This is a genomic window from Caulobacter vibrioides OR37 (assembly GCF_000372645.1).
Taxonomy (GTDB): domain Bacteria; phylum Pseudomonadota; class Alphaproteobacteria; order Caulobacterales; family Caulobacteraceae; genus Caulobacter; species Caulobacter vibrioides_E.
This window is the reverse complement of the sequence record NZ_APMP01000003.1, coordinates 37422-54376: the sequence shown is the minus strand read 5'-3', so window position 1 is coordinate 54376 and position 16955 is coordinate 37422. Positions and strand designations below refer to the sequence as shown.

The following is a 16955-nucleotide window of genomic DNA, read 5'->3' as shown; positions in this document are numbered from 1 at the left end:
AGCCCTTTGGCTTTAGACGACGGCTCCGAAGAGCTTGCCGATCAGGGCCGTCGCGGCCAAGGCGAGCGCGCCCCAGAACATCACCCGCAGCATGGGCTTCAACGGCTTGGCGCCGCCCGCCCACGCTCCAAGGGCGCCCAGCACGGCGAGAAAGACCAGGGTGGCGATGGAGACGGCCGGCATGATCGCCGCCTGGGGCGCCAGCATCGAGACCGCCAGCGGCATGGACGCGCCCACCGCGAAGGTGGCGGCCGAGGTGAGGGCCGCCTGGACGGGGCGGGCGCTGAGGTGCTCGGAAAGACCCAGCTCGTCGCGCGCATGGGCCGCCAGGGCGTCGCCCGCGTTCAACTGGATGGCCACCTGCCGCGCAAGCTCCGGCGTCAGGCCGCGCGCGACATAGATGGCCGTCATCTCGTCCAGCTCCGCCTCGGGCTGGGTCTCCAGCTCCAAACGTTCGCGCGCGAGGTCCGCCGCTTCGCTGTCGGCCTGGGACGCCACGGAGACGTATTCGCCGGCGGCCATCGACATGGCGCCGGCCACCAGCCCCGCCGTCGCGGCCAACAGGACCGGCTCGCGCCCGGACTGGGCCGCCGCCACCCCGACGATGAGCGAGGCCGTCGAGACGATGCCGTCGTTGGCGCCCAGCACGGCCGCGCGGAGCCAGCCGATCCTTGAGACGGCGTGCCGTTCGCCGTGAGTCGAGCCATTGGCCATTCGTCGCTCCTGTCGCCGCCCCGGATAGCGCCGTTACAGGACGCTCGGCCTTGATCGCGGTCAACCGTCGCGGCGGGCCTAGAGGATGCGCGCGGGGCTGACGCCCAGCCACCGGCACAGGTCGAGGACCACCGATCGCTCGTCGGCTTCCAGCCCGCCGTCGATCGCCACCGCGGCGGCGGCGGCCGCGATCGACTCCGCCTCGGGGCGCCCCTTGAGTCGCCGGATCATCAGCTCGGCCTCGACCCAGGCCTCCTCGGGCCGCGCGGCGAAGCGCGCTTCCAGGGACTCGAACGCCTGAAGGGCCTCGTCGACGCCGACGCGCGGCGCGTCCGTCGCCAGCTGGGCGAGCATCTGTCGGCGTTCGTCGGGCGTCACCTGGCCGTCGATCTGCGCGATCAGAAGACAGGCGGCGACGAAGGCCTCCAGGCGCTCCCGGTCGTTGGGCTCGCGCGCGTCGTTCATCGCCAGCGCGCCGCCGTCGCGTTCATCTCGAGGATCCAGAGTTGCTCCTTGAGCCGTTCGCGGCGCAGGTCCCAAAGGCGAACCAGGCTCCGGTCGGGCTCGGGTTTGCGCGCTTCTTCGTACAGCGCGCGCGTCAGCCGAGCGATCTCGGCGCGCAGTTGTCGGGCGTTCAACAGGGTCAAGGCGTGCGCTCCTCCATCAGAGGGGCGCGCTCGACGGCGGGGCGGGGAAGGCGGGGAGGGGACATCCGCCAGGACCCGGCATCGAGCGCACCCGATGCGGTCCGACATCACGTTCGACGAGGGGTGTCGAAAACGCCAGAGGGGCCCGGCCCGCTTTCTGGATTTGGGCGGCGCTCACCGGGTCTCAAGAGGGGGGCGCGAAATTTTTTCGTCGGCGCGTCAGCCGGCCACGGGCGTCCAGAGCACGTCCTCGATCCGCCGCGCGCCGGCGGCCAGCAGCGCCAGGCGGTCGAAGCCCAGGGCCGCGCCCGAGGCTTCCGGCATGTGCGCCAGGGCGGCCAGGAAGTCTTCGTCGATCGGGTATTGTTCGCCGTAGATCCGCGCCTTTTCGTCCATCTCGATCCTGAACCGGCGGCGCTGTTCGGCCGGGTCGGTCAGTTCGCCGAAGGCGTTGGCCAGCTCGACGCCGCAGGCATAGAGCTCGAAGCGCTCGGCCACGCGCGGATCGTCGGCCTTGGGGCGGGCCAGCGCCGCCTCCGAGATCGGATATTCGCACAGCACCGTCGCGCGGCCCTCGCCCAGGCGCGGCTCGACCTTCTCGACGATGATCCGGCTGAAGATGTCGGCCCAGCCGTCGTCCTCGGCCACGCGGATCCCGGCGGCGCGGGCGGCGGCGGCCAGGGCGTCGCGATCCGTGGCCCCGTCGGCGGCGATACTGGCCAAGAGGTCGACGCCCGCGTGGCGGTCGAACGCCTCGGCCACGGTCAGGCGTTCGGGCTCGGCGAACGGATCGCAGGCCATGCCCCGGAAGTCGAAGCGCCGCCCGCCCGCCGTCTCGGCCGCCAGGGCCAGCAGGTCGGCGCAATCGTCCATCAGGCTCTGATAGGGCTCGCCGGCCCGGTACCACTCCAGCATCGTGAACTCGGGATGATGCAGCGGCCCGCGCTCGCGGTTGCGCCACACCTTGCCCAGGCTGAAGATCTTCGTCTCGCCGGCGGCCAGCAGCTTCTTGCAGGCGAATTCCGGCGAGGTGTGCAGATAGAGCGGCGAGGCCTCGCCCGAGGTGGTCAGGGCCTGGGTGGCGAAGGCGTGCAGGTGCGCCTCGTTGCCGGGCGAGACCTGCAGGGCGGCCGCCTCGATCTCCTCGAAGCCCCGCGCCTCGAACCAGGCGCGGAAGGCCCGCGTGATCCGGTTACGCGCCAGAAGAAACGGGCGACGGTCGGCGTGGACGCCGGCGCGCCACCAGGTCGGGGAGGTATCGGACAAGGCTAACAACCGAAGAGACTGGAGATTTCGGCCCGTTCGCTATACGAGGGCGCTCACGGATCAATAGCACGAACGCGCCCGCGGCCTCGCGCGCGCTTTCCACCCAAGGACGGTAACTACGTGAAGGTCGCAGCCAGCTCGCTCCGCAAAGGCTCCGTCGTCGATCTGGACGGCAAGCTCTATGTCGTTCTGAGCGCCGAGAACATCCACCCCGGCAAGGGCACCCCGGTGACCCAGCTGAACATGCGCCGCATCTCGGATGGCGTGAAGGTTTCGGAACGCTACCGCACGACCGAGCAGGTCGAGCGCGCCTTCGTCGACGACCGCGACCATACCTTCCTGTACCAGGACGGCGAAGGCTTCCACTTCATGAACCCGGAAACCTACGACCAGCTGGTCGCTACCGAGGACGTGATCGGCGACGCCGCGCCCTATCTGCAGGAAGGCATGACCGTCATCCTGTCGACGCACAACGACGTGCCGATCGCCATCGACCTGCCGCGCACCGTGATCCTCGAGATCGTCGACACCGAACCGTCGGTGAAGGGCCAAACCGCCAGCTCGTCGTACAAGCCGGCCGTGCTGAGCAACGGCGTCAAGACGACCGTGCCGCCGTACATCACCTCGGGCACCCGGGTGGTGATCCTGACGGAAGACGGCTCCTACGTGGAACGCGCCAAGGACTAAGGTTTCTGGCGACGCCGAAAAGACGAAAGGCCCGACGGGAAACCGCCGGGCCTTTTTCTTGCGCTGTCCTTGTCGTTCGACAGGCCCGGGTCGGAAACCTCACCCTCGGCTTGTCGAAGGGCGAGGCTTCCGCTCCCCCGGTTCTAGAAGTCCGCCGACAGGGTGACGAAGCCCTGGCGCGGCGGTTGCGGGAAGGCCGCGTAGCCGCCCGAGTTGCTGGTGACGCCGGCGCTCGAGACGCCCTTCTTGTCGAACAGGTTGGTGACATTGGCGGTGACGCGCAGGCCCTTGACCAGGCTGTCGGCCGGCATGTCGAAGGTGTAGCCGGCCTGCAGGTCCACCAGCATCAGGCCCTTCACCGACAGGTCGTTCAGATAGGTGACGTAGCGGCGGCCGACATAGTCGCCGCTGATCTGGGCGTCGAACTTGCCGAAGTTGAAGCGGGCGATGGTCTTGTTCATCCACTTCGGCGTCAGGGGCACGTACTTGCCGCCGGTGGCCACGGTGACCGGGGTCGAGACGCCGTTCACCAGGGTGGTGCCGCTCTGATAGTCCTGATCGTACTTCGACGAGTTGTACGACACGGCGTTGTAGAGCTGGAAGTGCTCGCCGAACTTCAGCGTGCCGGCCACGTCCACGCCCTTGGTCGTGACGCCGCCGACATTGGCCAGGATGGCCGGCGCCGGGTTGATGAAGTTGTAGGGCGCGATGTTCAGCAGGCGGTTGCTGAACTTGACGTCATAGGCGTTGATCTGGCCGTCGAAGCCGGTGATCACGCCCCAGTTCACGTCGTGGCGGGTGCGCAGGCCGGCTTCGTAGGTCCACGAGGTTTCCGGCTTCACCGTCGACTTGAAGAGGTCGAAGGCCGCCTGGGTGCCCAGGCTCCAAGGCGAGAAGCCGTAGAAGCCGCTGCCCGCGCCATACGGGATGATCTGGCGCATGTTCTGCTGGACGTTGACGAAGATCTGCTCGTTCGGGGTCACGTCCCACAGAACGCCGACCTGCGGCAGGAACCACTTGTCCGACTTGATCGTGCCCGACGGATAGTGGACCGGCACGGCCACGGTCGGCAGGTTCTGCTGGTTGATCGGGAACTTGCCGGTGGCGTTCTGCAGGCTGGACTTGAAGCCGGCCTGCAGAAGCAGGTTCGGCGCGATCCGCCATTGGTCCTGCAGGTGCAGCTGGACGTCGTTGGTGAAGAAGGTCGCGTAGTACTGCGTGAAGGCCTTCTTGCCGCGCGGCACGTCATAGGGCGACAGGTCGTTGTTCTCGGCCGTCATCGGATACCAGACGCGGTGCTGGGCCGGCTCGTTATGCTCGAGCCAGACGCCGCCCTTGATCTGGTGATCGCCCAGCGTCCACTCGGCCGTCGAGATCAGGCCGGGGCGGTTGATGCGATATTCGGTGGTGCGCACCGCGTAGCCGCTGCCGCCCATCAGGTTGACGATGTTCTGCAGCGTGGCCGCGCTGGTGGTCGAGCCGACGACCAGGTTCGGATAGTAGGTGGCGAACAGCCCCGGCAGGCCGGCCGTGTTGACCGGGCCGGACACGATGCCGCGACCGAAATTGTAGTGGTAGTAGGCCTGGTTGGTCCAAGTGAAGTTCGGGACCGGCTTCCAGGCGTACTTGACGTAGGACAGGATGTCCTCGCGCTGGGCGGCGCTGAAGCAGTTCGAGAAGTTGTTGCCCTGGGCCGGGGGCGGCGTGCCCGGGCCGCCCGTCAGGTTGGCCGTGCAGCCGGCCAGGTTCGGATAGATGAAGGGGCGCGAATAGGGTGTGAAACCCTGGGCCGCGGCGGTCTGCTGGTTGCCGAAGGCGGTCGCGTCCTCGTTGGGCTCCACCTTCATCTGCCAGTCGGCATAGAAGGTCAGTTGGCCGTGGTCGTCGTCGTGGACGATCTTCAGGTTCACCTGGTGGCCGCGCTGATGGCCGTCGAAGTCCCAGGCCTTGGCGTCCTGATAGACGTAGGAGACGAAGCCCTTCCAGCCATTGCCCAGATCGCCGCTGTCGGCGCGGACGAAGGTGCGGGTGGCTTCATAGCTGCCCAGGGTCTGGCGCAGGTTCAGGCCGCGCTGGGCCGACGGGTCGCGGCTGTAGGTTTCGATCGCGCCGCCCAGGTTGCTGGTCGAGGCCACGCCCAGCGAGCCGGCCCCCGACGACAGGGTCACGCGGCTGACGTTCTCGGACGTCACCGCGCGCGAGACCGACAGGCCGTTGTAGTTGCCGTAGGCCTGGTCGCCCAGCGGCACGCCGTCCATCGTGAAGCCCAGTTGCTGGGTCGAGAAGCCGTGGACGAACAGCGACAGGTTCTGCTCGTTGTTGCCCCACGGATCGGCGGTCCGATAGATGACGCCGGGCAGGAACTGGATGGCCTTCAGCGGGCTGGCGCCCGGCAGGACGCGCTGGATCTGCTCGCTCTGCATCGCCACGGCCGAGCGCGTCTCGCGCTGGCCGGTGATGACGATCTGCTCGACATTGGTCGAGTCGGTGTCGGACGGCGTCGCCGCATCGGCGGGCGCCGGAGCGGCGGGCGCCGTGGCGGCCTGGGCGCCGCCGGCGACCATTAGGGCCGCCAGGGCCGCGCCGCACCACAGGCGCGACTGAAGGCTGGAACTCTTGGTCGATTGCATCTTGCCTTATCCCCTCGGCCAATGCGGCTTCTGGGAAGGGCAATAGGATCGGCTCAAGACGGCTGGACGACAGTCGTGCGACGCCCTTGTGACGCTTGTTATGAGAACGTTATCAGAGGCCGATCGCCTGCAACTGGGCGGGGCTCATGGCGTCCAGCTGAGCGACCGTCAGCTTGTTGACCTGGGCCCGCGACAGGGTCGACAGCTGCCCCGGCGAGAAGGCCGCGATCTGGGCGCCGGTGAAGCCCGGGATCTGGCTGGGCATGATCTGGCCCATCTGGGCGGTGGTCAGGGTCTGGATCGCCGAGGTCGGCAACTGGCCGATCTGGGTCGTGGTCAGCGCCCCCAGCTGGAAGCCCGACATCCGCGACAGCCCATCGCTGGCGAAGGCGTCCAGCTGGCCGGCCGAGAACCCGCGCACCTGGGTGGCCGAGAGGCTGGCGAACTGGTCGTCGCTGAGCGCGCTCAACGCCGTGTTCGACAGGGCGCCGACCTGAGACGCGGTCAGGGCGGCCACCTGGGCCTTGGACAACTCGCCGATGTCGGCCGCCGACAGGCCTCGCAACTGCACCGGCGTCAAGGCCGAGATCTGGGCCGAGGTCAGGGCCGCCACCTGGGTGGCGGTGAAGGCCGAGATGTCGGCGGGCGAGAAGCCCTCCATCTGCGCGGCCCCCAGGGTGCCGATCTGGGTGGCGGTGATCTCGGCGATGTCGGTCGTGGTGAACCGCTCGATCTGGCTGGTGGTCAGGCCCCGGATCTGGGTGGTGGTCAAGGCCGCGAACTGGCTGGCGTTGAGGCCCGACAGCACCTCGCCGGGCAGGGCGCCGATCTGCTGCGCCGACAGGGCGGCCACTTGGCTGGCGGAGAACGCGCCGAAGGTCGCGGCGCTCAGGCTGGCCATTTCGCTGGTCGACAGGCCGGACAGCTGGGTCGGGCTGAGCGCGGCCAGGCGGCTGGCGCCCAGGGCCGCGAAGGCCGTCGTCGACAGGGACCCCAGCTGAGCGCCGCTCAGGCCGGCCAGCTCGGTGGCGGTCAGGCCGCCGATCAGGGCGGCCGACAGGCCTCCGGTCTGGGTGGCGGCCAGCTGCGAGAGCCGGCCGCGCACGACCGTGTCGGGCAGGGCCGCCAGCTGGGTCGGCGTCAGGCCCGAGAACTGCGTGGCGGTCAGGCCCGCCAGCTGGGTGGTCGACAGGCTGGCCAGGTTGGTCGGCGCCAGGGCGGCGAGCTGGCTCGGCGTCAGGCCCGAGACCTGGGTCGCGCTGAACTCGCCGAAGTCGGCGGCCGAGAGGCCCGAGATCTGGGTGGTCGACAGGGCCTGCAGCTGGGTGGTCGAGAGGCGCGCCACCTGCTCCGGGGTCAGGGCCGAGAAGGCCGTCGCGCTCAGGGCCGACAGGAAGCCGCCGGTCAGGCCGCCGACCTGGGTGGTGGACAGCGCCGCCACCTGGGACCCGCTCAACGCCCCGGCCTGGGTGGACGACAGGCCCGACAGCTGGGCCGAGCTGAGCGCGGAGACCTGGGTGGTCGACAGCGCCGGCAGGATGTCGCTGGCCGCCGCGCCAAGCTGGGTGGGGGTCAGGACCGCCAGCTGGGTGGTCGACAGGGCCGGAACCTGGCTGGGACGCAGGGCGGCGATCTGCGAGGGGACCATCGCCTTGATCTGGCTGGTGGTCAGGGCCGCCAGTTGGCCGGCGCCCAGCGCCGCGACCTCGGTGGCGGGCAGTCCGGCCAGCTGGGTTGGGGCCAGAGCCGCGACCTGGCCGGGGGTGAACTCGGCGATATCCTCGGGCGACAGACCGCGCAGCTGGGTGGCGGTGATCGCCGCCACCTGGGTGGTCGTCAGGGCGGCGGTCTGGACCGCGCTCAGGGCCGACAGGGCGGTGGGAGACAGCGCCGCGATCTGCGTGCCGGCCAGCAGCTTCAGGCGATCGGCGCTCAAGGCGGCGACGGCGTTGGCCGACAGGCCGGCGATCTGGGTCGCGCGCAGGGCGCTCCATTGGGTGTCGGACAGGCCCGCCAGGTGCGTCGGGTCGAGCGCGCCCAGTTGCGTCGTGCTGAGGCCCTGGATCTGGGTGACGCCCCACAGGGACCATTGCGTCGCCGAGAACGCGCCGATCAGGTCGGGTGACAGGGCGCCGACCTGGGTCGGGGTCAGGGCGCTGACCTGGGTGGTCGAGAGGCTGTCGAACACCGTCGTTGACAGGCCGCGCACCTGGGTGACGGTCAGGCCCCGGATCTGGCCGGCGTCGAGGCGCGACAGGGCGTCGGGCGGCAGGAGGGCCAGGATGCCGGTCGACAGCTGGGCCAGCTGGGTCGGCGACAGCGCCGCCACCTGGGTGGCGTTCAAGGCCTGGGCCATCGTGCTGGACAGATTGATCAGCTGGTCGCTGGTCAAGCCTCGGATCTGGGTCGCGCCCAGGGCCGCGGTCCTTGTTCCGTCGAGGTCGCGCAGCGCCGCCGCCGGGATCTTGGACACCTGCTGCGCGGTCAGGCCGCCGATCGTGGTCGTCGACAGATGCGAGATCATCGCGCCCAGCTGGACGCCGTCCATCGCCGCCAGTTGGGTCGCGGAAAACTGCGCGACATCGGCGTCGTTCAGGCCCTTCAGCTGGGTGGCGGTCAGGCCCTTGATCTGCGCCGCGCCAAGGCGGGCCACCTGGCTGTCGTTCAGCGCCGACAGCGCCTCGGGCGTCAGGCCCGACACCTGGGCGGCCGACAGGGCGCCGATCTCGGCGTCGCTCAGCGTCGCGACCTCGGCGGCCGAAAGCCCCTTGATCTGGGTGGATGTCACGCTCGACCACTGTAGGGACGACAGCTCGGCCACGCCGCGCAGGGCGGCGAGCTGACGACTGCTCAGCGCCCCGACCTGGGCCGCGCCCAGGGCCTGGGCCTGGGTGGTGGTCAGGGCCGCGATGTCCGAGGTCGACAGCGCCTTGATCTGCAAGGGCGTCATCACCTTCAACTGCTCGGGCCTGAAGGCGGCGAACGACGCGTCCGACAGCGCCGCCAGCCGCTCGGGCGGCAGGGCGCGGATCTGGCTGACGGTGAAGGCCTGGAGCTGGGCGCGCGTGAACTCGTTGAAGTCGTCGCCATTCAGGCTGGCCAACTGGTCGGGGCGCAGGCCGGCGATCTGCGCGGCGCCCAGCGCGCCCACCTGGGTCGTGTTCAATCGCGAGAAGCTGGTCGCCGACAGGCCGCCCAGCGCCTGCGGGTTCAGGGCCGCGATCTGGGTGGTGGTCAGGTGGGCGACGGCCGTCGCCGACAGGGTCGCGGTCTGGTTGCCGGCCAGGGCGCCCAGCTGGGCGGCGCTGAAGGCCGCCAGCAGCGTCGCGCCGCCCTGACCGATGGCCGTGACCGACAGCCCTCGGACCTGCGTCGCGTTCAGCGCTTCCAGCCGCGAGCCGCTCAGCGCCAGCACCTGCTCGCCCGACAGGCTGGACAGCTGCGCCACGGTCGCCGCCTTCCACTGGTCGGGGGTGGTCAGGGCCATGTCCGTGGCCGACAGCCCTTTCAGCGCTTCCGGCGAGAGCCCGGCGAACTGGGTGGGGCTGAGGCTCTGGAACTGGGTCGGCGTTAGCTGGCCGATCTGGGTCGCCGACAAGGCGCCGACCTGGGCGGCGGTGAAGGCCTGGATCTGCGCGGGCTCGAACTCGCCCATGTCGCTGGCGGTCAGGCCGCGCAGCTGCGTGGCGGTCAGCGCGCGGATCTGCTGGGTCGACAGCTCGCGCACCTGGGTTTCGGACAGCGACGACACCGCCGTCGCCGAGAGGGCCGCCAGCTGGGTCGAGCGCAGACCGTTCAGCTGGTCGCCGTTCAGGCCGCCGATCTGGGGCGCCGACAGCGCCTGCATCTGGGCCTGGTTCAGCACCAGCAGCTGGTTGGCGCTGAAAGCCACGGTCGAGGCCAGTCGCGGCAACTGGGCCGGGGTCAGCGCCTTGACCTGAGCGGGGGTGAAGGCCGCGAACTGCGCGGCGCTGAGACCGCCGATCGCCGTGACCGAGATCGCCTGGATCTGCTGAGCGGTCAGCTTGGCGAACTCGGACGGCGGCGCCGCGGCCAGGGCCGGGCCGCTCAGCGTCGCGATCTGCTGCGCCGTCAGCTTGGAAAGACTCGAGGCGTCGAAACTCGCGACCGCCATGACACACCACCGGGCTCGGAGCGGCGCCCGCGAACGCCGCCGACGGCCGTAAGCCGTCCGTTCGTGGGGGCCTGGCCTGGACGCCGCCTCTTCCGGGCGGCGATTCTGCTCAAGCTCACTCTAAGGGAAGTTGTGTTTAGTTCAAACTGTATTCGTCGATCGCGCATAGGCGGTCAGACCCTCGACCAGGGCGTCGAAGACCAGGCGCACGCGGCGGACGTCCTTCAGGTCTTCGTGGGCGACGACGAATGTCTCCAGATCGTAGGCGAAGCTGTCGGCGAGGACGCGCTCCAGCATGGGATCGCGCAGGGCCAGGCCCACCTGGCAGATCCCCAGCCCCAGGCCCGCCCGGATCGCCGCCAGCTGGGCCAGGTCGTTGTCCGAACGGAACGCGAAGTCCTCGGGCTTCAGACCCAGGCCCATGGCGCGGACCGTCCTGACGCCCGCCGTGTCGGTCTCGTAGCCGATCAGCGGCAGGCGGCGGGCCTCGTCCAGCGTGGCGGGGCGGCCCCAGGCGTCCAGCACGCGCTTGTGGGCGTGCATTCCCAGCGTGATGACGCCCACCCGGCGGGCGACCAGAGCCTCCTGGGTCGGACGAACCATCCGCACGGCGATGTCGGCCTCGCGGCGCAGCAGGTCCTCGTTGCGATTGGTCAGGGCCAGTTCGAAGATCAGGCCGGGATGGTCCTGGCGCAGGGCGGCCAGGATCGGCGGCAGCACCTCCATGCCCACGACCTCGCTGGCGGTGATCCGCACCACGCCGGCGGCCGCTTCCGCCTCGGCTGACGCCGCCCGGGCCAGAGCGGCGGCGGCGCTGGCCATGGCCCGGGCGTGCCGCGCCAGAGCGGTCCCCACCGATGTCGGGGTCAGGCCCGAGGGCGAGCGGGTGAACAGCGCCACGCCTAGCTGGGCCTCCAGGTCCTCGATCCGCCGCCGCACGGTCGGCTGGGCCGCGCCCAGCGCGCGGGCGGCGGCCGAGAGGCTGCCGGTGTCGATCACCGCCAGGAAGGCGCGGTGACGCTCCCAGTCGACGGCGGCGGAGAGGTCGTTGCTCATATATTTTTGATAAGCTGGTTAGTTATTCTGGGCAATTTATATCGAGCCTGTCGCGACGCATCCTGCGGTCATCGCAATGCCAGGAGCCGGACATGACCGCCCCCGCCAAGCCCTCCAAGATCGCTCTCGTCCTCGGCGCCCAGGGCGGCGTCGGCGGGGAGACCGCCGCCGCCCTGGTCCGCCACGGCTGGACCGTCCGCGCCCTGGTGCGCGATCCCGGCAAGGGCGGGCGGCCGGGCGTGACCTATTTGCAGGGCGACGTCATGGACCCGCCGGCCGTGATCGACGCCGCGCGGGGCGCCGCGATCATCGTCCACGCGGTCAACCCGCCCGGCTATCGCGGCTGGAACCGGCTGGTCCTGCCGATGCTGGACAGCACCATCGCCGCCGCGCGGGCCAGCGGCGCGCGGATCCTGCTGCCCGGCACGATCTACAACTACGACCCCGCCGACCAGCCCCTGATCGACGAGACCGCGCCCCAGCGGGCCAGGACCCGCAAGGGCAGGATCCGCGTCGAGATGGAAGCCCGCCTGGAGGCCGCCGTCGGCGACGGCGCGCGGAGCCTGATCCTGCGGGCCGGCGACTATTTCGGTCCGCGCGCCGCCAGCAACTGGTTCGCCTCGGGCCTGGTCACGCCGGGCAAGCCGGTGAAGACCATCCTCTATCCGGGCGACAAGGGCGTCGGCCACGCCTGGGCGTATCTGCCCGACGTCGGCGAGACCTTCGCCCGCCTGGCCGATCGCGAGGGCGAGCTGCCAGACTTCGCGCGGTTCCACTTCGACGGAGTGTGGGACGCCGACGGGACGGCCATGGTCCGCGCGGTCGCGCGGGCCGCCGGCCTGAAGCGCTCCGATGTCCGCCGGCTGCCCTGGGGGCTGCTGCCCCTGGCCGGACCGTTCAACGAGACCCTGCGCGAACTGCTGGAAATGCGCCCCTTCTGGCGTTTTCCGACGCGCCTGGACAACCGTCGGCTGGTCGCCTTCCTCGGCGAGGAGCCCCGCACCCCGCTGGACAGGGCGGTGGTCGAGACGATGCGCGGTCTGAACGTGCCGGTGCGATAGGGCCGACGACCGCGCGCCGGAAAACTACGCCGGCGCGCCCGCCCGCCGGTCCAGGCGTCCGATCGTCGACACGAGGGCCGCCATTTCGATGGGCTTTTCGATGAAGGCGTCCATGCCGGCCGACAGGGCGGCCGAGCGTTCCTCGTCCATGACCCCGGCCGTCAGGCAGACGATCGGCAGGTCCTTGAAGCGCGGCTCGGCGCGGATTCGCCGGGTCGCCTCCAGTCCGCCCATCACCGGCATGTTGAAGTCGATCAGCATCATGTCGAAGTCGCGGTCATTCAGGGCTTCGATGGCGTGCTGGCCGTTGTCGGCCTCGACGATCTCGCAGCCCAGCGGCGACAGCATCATGCCGATGACCTTGCGATTGACCGGATAGTCGTCGACGACCAGCAGGCGCAGCGGATTGCCGTCCTTGGGCTGGAAGCTGGCCGAGGCGCCGGCGGCGGGCAGGGCGCATCGGAAGGTCAGGGTGAAGGTCGAGCCGCGTCCCTCGACGCTGCGGGCCGTGACGGCCCCGCCCATCATCTTGGCCAGCCGGCGGGTGATGTTGAGGCCCAATCCGGTCCCGCCCGTCCGGCGGGCCGTCGCCGCGTCCGCTTGGACGAACGGCGTGAACAGCTTTTCCAGCACCTGGGGACTCATACCGACACCGGTGTCGGCGACAACGATCTTGGCCATGACCGCGCCGGCTTCCTGAGCGGGTTCGCACGACACCCGCACCTGGATCTGACCGGCGGGCGTGAACTTGACCGCGTTGGAGATCAGATTCGCCAGGCATTGGCGCACGCGGAGCGGATCGAAGACCAGCGAGCCCGGCATGGCCTCGTCGATGAGCAGGGTGATCTCGGTGCCGCGCTCGCGGGCCAGGGGGACGTTCAGGCGCACCACCCGGTCGGCCAGATGGGCGAGATCGCTGGTGATCGGCGCGATTTCCAGCTTGCCGGCCTCGATCTTGGCCAGGTCCAGCACGTCGTTCAGCAGGGCCAGCAGGGTCCGGCCGGACTCCTCGAGCAAGTCCACCTGCTCGTACTGGCTGGGCGCCAGAGGCTCCAGCTTCATGGACTGGGCGATGCCCAACATGCCGTTCAGGGGCGTGCGCAGTTCGTGGCTCATCAGGGCCAGGAACTCGGACTTGGCCTGGCTGGCCGCCTCGGCCTGGCTTTTGGCCAACTCCAGGGCGCGGCCCTGCTGGGCGTTGGTCTGCGCGGCCTTGGCCGTGTAGGTGATCAGGATGGCGGCGGAGGCGCAGAGCACGAAACGCTGCTGCGGCGGAAAGTCGTTGAACACGCCGCACAGCGCCAGCAGCAGCAGCGAGGAGCCGCCGCCGATGATCAGCAGCAGGATCCTGGATCGCGCCGCGAAGGCCTGGGCGTGGACCAGGAACGCGCACACCACGCAGAGCGCCGAAAGCTTCAAGGCGAGAATCTCCTCCCGCCAGAGCAGGACGGCCAGGGCCCACCAGACCAGGTTCATCCAGACCACGGCCGCGATATAGGCCAGGCGCTGGGCCGGGCTTGTCTTCTGGTCGCTCCTCTGGGGGATGCTGGACACCCAGACCCCGGCCTCGGCGCTGGCGACGGCCAAGCCCCAGAGCCAGCCGCCCAGGCTATCGACCGTGAATCCGTAGAGCAGGGCCGTGGCGGCGCAGATCGCCAGGCGAACGCCCAGCGTGGGCAGGCTTCGGGCCGTTACCGAGGTGGCGTCTTGATCCAGCCAATCGGTCGAACGCGACAAAACCGTTCCCTTACAATTTCGGGGTCGCCTTTCCCGTGAACGCCGGGGGCGCCGCCGTGAGACGGATAGTCAACCCATAATGGATTCCGTCGCGATGTCGAGGCTCGCGTGGTTGCGAGCGCGCCGATGTCGGCGTGCGCCGTCCTCGGTTCAGCTTTCGTAGGGCAAGCGCGTCTCGCTTTGCCTGAAGCGCGCAACAAAAAGGCCCGGAGGTAGAGCCCCCGGGCCTTTCTATCTTGGTGGATGGCGGGGCGGTTACTTGCCCGCGGCCGTCAGGGCGTCCATCAGTTCCGGCACGGCGGTCTTGTAGTCGGCGACCAGGCCGTAGTCGGCGACCTGGAAGATCGGCGCGTCGGCGTCCTTGTTGATCGCGACGATCACCTTGGAGTCCTTCATGCCGGCCAGGTGTTGGATGGCGCCCGAGATGCCGATGGCGACATAGAGCTGCGGCGCCACGACCTTGCCGGTCTGACCGACCTGATAGTCGTTCGGGGCGTAGCCGGCGTCGACGGCCGCGCGCGAGGCGCCGACGGCGGCGCCCAGCTTGTCGGCCAGCGGCTCGATGACGCGCTGGAACTCTTCGGCCGAACCCATGGCGCGACCGCCCGAGACGACGATCTTGGCCGCCGCCAGTTCCGGACGGTCGGACTTGACCATCTCTTCGCTGACGAAGCGGGTCTTGGCCGCGTCGGCGCCGCCGACGGTTTCGACCGAGGCCGAGCCCCCTTCCGCCGCCGCCGCGAAGGCGGTCGGACGGACGGTGATCACCTTCTTGGCGTCGGTCGACTGGACGGTCTCCAGCGCGTTGCCGGCGTAGATCGGGCGCGTGAAGGTGTCGGCCGAGACGACATCGATGATGTCCGAGATCGGGGCCACATCCAGCTTGGCGGCGACGCGCGGGGCGAAGTTCTTGCCGCCCGAGGTGGCCGGAACCAGGATCGCGTCATAGCCGCCGGCCAGCGCCAGGACGGCGTCGGCCTGCGCTTCGGCGATGCCGTGGCCCAGGGCGTCGGACTCGGCGACCAGCACCTTGCGGACGCCGGCGATCTTGGCGGCCTCGGCGGCGACGCCCGAGACGCCCTTGCCCAGCACCAGGATGTCGATGTCGCCCGAGATCTTCTGGGCGGCGGTCACGGTCTTGTGGGTCGCGTCGCGCAGGTGCGCGTTGTCGTTATCGGCGACGACGAGAACAGCCATTACAGCACCCCCGCGGTGTTGAGCTTGGAGACGAGGTCGGCGGCGGTTTCCACCTTCACGCCGGCCGAGCGCTTGGCCGGCTCGGCGACCTTGACGACCTTCAGGCGCGGCGTGACATCGACGCCGTAGTCGGCGACCGTCTTGGTGACGATCTCCTTCTTCTTGGCCTTCATGATGTTGGGCAGAGACGCATAGCGCGGCTCGTTCAGGCGCAGGTCGGCGGTGATCACCGCCGGCAGGTCGACGTCCAGGGTCTGCAGACCGCCATCGACTTCGCGCGTGACCTTGGCCGACGAGCCCGACACCTCGACGGCCGAGGCGTAGGTCGCCTGCGGCCAGCCCAGCAGCGCCGACAGCATCTGGCCCACGGCGTTGTTGTCGCCGTCGATCGCCTGCTTGCCCATGACGACGAGATTCGGATTTTCCTCGGCGACCACGGCGGCCAACAGCTTGGCCACGCCCAGCGGCTCGACGTCGACGTCCGAGGTGATCAGGATCCCCCGGTCGCCGCCCATGGCCAGCGCCGTGCGGATCGTTTCCTGGGCCTGCGCGGGGCCGATGCTGACGATGACGACCTCGGTCGCCACGCCCTTTTCCTTGAGACGCACGGCTTCCTCGACCGCGATCTCACAGAAGGGGTTCATCGACATCTTGACGTTCGCGAGGTCGACACCGGTCTGGTCCGCCTTCACGCGGGCCTTGACGTTATAATCGATCACCCGTTTGACCGGGACTAGGACCTTCATCGGTTTCCACCGCCTCCAGACTGCGTTTTCTCCTGCTAGGCCACCGACTTACTGGTTCGGCGTCGCATTGCAAGTTTCCTTTAACGTCAGCGTAATGCAATAAATCGTGGTTCGTTCAAACGACTGTACGATTTCGTGAGAGCCGCGCCACGGGCGCCGGGGCGGCCAATTCCCTTCCCGCCGGAAAGGCGGTAGGGAGCGGCCATGAACAAGACCTTCACGCGCCTGAAGTACATCTTCGTCGCCATCTTCCTGCTCGCGAGCGGCGGCGTCGTAGCCTACCACGCCCTGTGGGTGTGGCCGAAGCAGCGTTGCGAGGCTAGCGGCCGTCTCTGGGCCGGGCGGTGGATGAAGTGCGCGACGGTCTATTCGATCGAGACGCTGACCCGCCGACCCGGCAACGTCCCGCCGATCAACGGCGAGGCGCGTCTGAAGCCGCAAGCGCCGCCTCCGGCTCCGGCGAAATAGCCTAACGCGTCGCGCCCGGGTTCCAGAGGACGTCGGCGCGGCCCCGGTCATTGCTCCAGCGGGCCGCCACGAACAGCAGGTCCGACAGTCGGTTCAGATACTTGATCGCCGGCTGGCCGACGATCTCGCCCTCCAGGCCCGCCAGGGCCACGCAGGTCCGTTCGGCGCGGCGGCAGACGGTGCGGGCGACGTGCAGCGCGGCCGCGGCGGGCGAGCCGGCCGGCAGGACGAACGAGCTCAGGGGCGCCATCTCGGCGTTCAGCAGGTCGATCTCGCGTTCCAGGCGCTCGACCTGGCTGTCGAGAATGCGCAGCGGCTCCCATTCCGGCTTGCCATGCTGTTCCGGGGTCGCCAGGTCCGCGCCGAGGTCGAAGAGGTCGTTCTGGACGCGCTCCAGGATCGGATCCAGCACCGCGTCGCCCGCGGTATGCTGCCGCGCCTGGCCCACGGCGGCGTTGGTCTCGTCGACCCCGCCATAGGCTTCCACGCGCGTGGAAGCCTTGCTGACCGGGGCTCCGGTCGCCAGCCGCGTCGAGCCGTCGTCGCCCGTGCGCGTGTAGATGCGGTTCAGCGTGACCATGGGTCGCGGACTCCCGTTCGTCGAACCGCGC

At 69.6% G+C, this 16955-nt stretch carries 13 protein-coding genes and 1 pseudogene; 3 read left to right on the top strand and 11 right to left on the bottom strand.

Translation table 11 applies throughout. The annotated features are described in order from the left end of the window. Positions 1 to 12 precede the first annotated feature (12 nt). The 4 genes and pseudogenes from OR37_RS04170 to epmA form a co-directional block, all read right to left on the bottom strand. Entirely contained in the window at positions 13 to 714 is a 702-nt protein-coding gene (locus OR37_RS04170) for a VIT1/CCC1 transporter family protein (protein ID WP_004616179.1), read from the bottom strand. Between the two features lie 78 nt (positions 715 to 792). Then, positions 793 to 1179 carry a TerB family tellurite resistance protein gene (locus tag OR37_RS04165; RefSeq protein ID WP_004616177.1) on the bottom strand — a complete coding sequence of 129 codons (387 nt, stop codon included), beginning with the start codon at positions 1177 to 1179 and terminating at the stop codon, positions 793 to 795. Further along, a pseudogene (locus tag OR37_RS04160) lies at positions 1176 to 1452 on the bottom strand (hypothetical protein). Before OR37_RS04160 ends, OR37_RS04165 begins: the two are co-directional and overlap by 4 nt. Positions 1453 to 1580: 128 nt before the next feature. After that, positions 1581 to 2627: an EF-P lysine aminoacylase EpmA gene (gene epmA, locus OR37_RS04155; protein ID WP_004616174.1), complete on the bottom strand. Its 1047-nt coding sequence runs from the start codon at positions 2625 to 2627 to the stop codon at positions 1581 to 1583. Between the two features lie 120 nt (positions 2628 to 2747). On the opposite strand from epmA, the gene efp reads away from it, so the two are divergent. Then, on the top strand, positions 2748 to 3314 hold the full coding sequence (efp, locus tag OR37_RS04150) for an elongation factor P (RefSeq protein WP_004616172.1): 567 nt from the start codon (positions 2748 to 2750) through the stop codon (positions 3312 to 3314). 143 nt (positions 3315 to 3457) lie between these two features. On the opposite strand, the gene OR37_RS04145 is transcribed toward efp, so the two are convergent. From OR37_RS04145 to OR37_RS04135, 3 genes are all read right to left on the bottom strand, one after another. Continuing rightward, entirely contained in the window at positions 3458 to 5944 is a 2487-nt protein-coding gene (locus OR37_RS04145; RefSeq protein WP_004616169.1) for a TonB-dependent receptor, read from the bottom strand. A gap of 112 nt (positions 5945 to 6056) precedes the next feature. Continuing rightward, a complete protein-coding gene (locus OR37_RS04140; RefSeq protein WP_004616168.1) occupies positions 6057 to 10079 on the bottom strand; it encodes a hypothetical protein in 4023 nt (1340 codons plus the stop codon). 141 nt (positions 10080 to 10220) lie between these two features. Further along, the gene (locus tag OR37_RS04135) at positions 10221 to 11135 is read right to left on the bottom strand and encodes a LysR family transcriptional regulator (RefSeq protein ID WP_004616166.1); all 915 of its coding nucleotides are present in this window, start codon (positions 11133 to 11135) and stop codon (positions 10221 to 10223) included. A 92-nt stretch (positions 11136 to 11227) separates the two neighbouring features. Between OR37_RS04135 and OR37_RS04130 the strand changes: the two genes are divergently transcribed. Then, positions 11228 to 12196 (top strand): NAD(P)H-binding protein, encoded by a 969-nt coding sequence (locus tag OR37_RS04130; RefSeq protein WP_004616164.1) that lies wholly within the window; start codon positions 11228 to 11230, stop codon positions 12194 to 12196. Between the two features lie 24 nt (positions 12197 to 12220). Here the strand turns inward: OR37_RS04130 and OR37_RS04125 are convergent, their stop codons facing one another. The 3 genes from OR37_RS04125 to OR37_RS04115 form a co-directional block, all read right to left on the bottom strand. Beyond that, positions 12221 to 13933, bottom strand: a complete 1713-nt coding sequence (locus OR37_RS04125) for an ATP-binding protein (RefSeq protein ID WP_004616162.1) — start codon at positions 13931 to 13933, stop codon at positions 12221 to 12223. A 255-nt stretch (positions 13934 to 14188) separates the two neighbouring features. Then, complete coding sequence (locus tag OR37_RS04120) at positions 14189 to 15130, bottom strand: electron transfer flavoprotein subunit alpha/FixB family protein (protein WP_004616160.1); 942 nt, start codon at positions 15128 to 15130, stop codon at positions 14189 to 14191. After that, a complete protein-coding gene (locus OR37_RS04115) occupies positions 15130 to 15876 on the bottom strand; it encodes an electron transfer flavoprotein subunit beta/FixA family protein (RefSeq protein ID WP_004616157.1) in 747 nt (248 codons plus the stop codon). Before OR37_RS04115 ends, OR37_RS04120 begins: the two co-directional genes overlap by 1 nt. Before the next feature lie 204 nt (positions 15877 to 16080). On the opposite strand from OR37_RS04115, the gene OR37_RS04110 reads away from it, so the two are divergent. Next, on the top strand, positions 16081 to 16344 hold the full coding sequence (locus OR37_RS04110) for a hypothetical protein (RefSeq protein WP_004616155.1): 264 nt from the start codon (positions 16081 to 16083) through the stop codon (positions 16342 to 16344). A 1-nt stretch (position 16345) separates the two neighbouring features. On the opposite strand, the gene OR37_RS04105 is transcribed toward OR37_RS04110, so the two are convergent. Next, positions 16346 to 16924 carry a cob(I)yrinic acid a,c-diamide adenosyltransferase gene (locus OR37_RS04105; protein ID WP_004616153.1) on the bottom strand — a complete coding sequence of 193 codons (579 nt, stop codon included), beginning with the start codon at positions 16922 to 16924 and terminating at the stop codon, positions 16346 to 16348. Between the last annotated feature and the right edge of the window lie 31 nt (positions 16925 to 16955).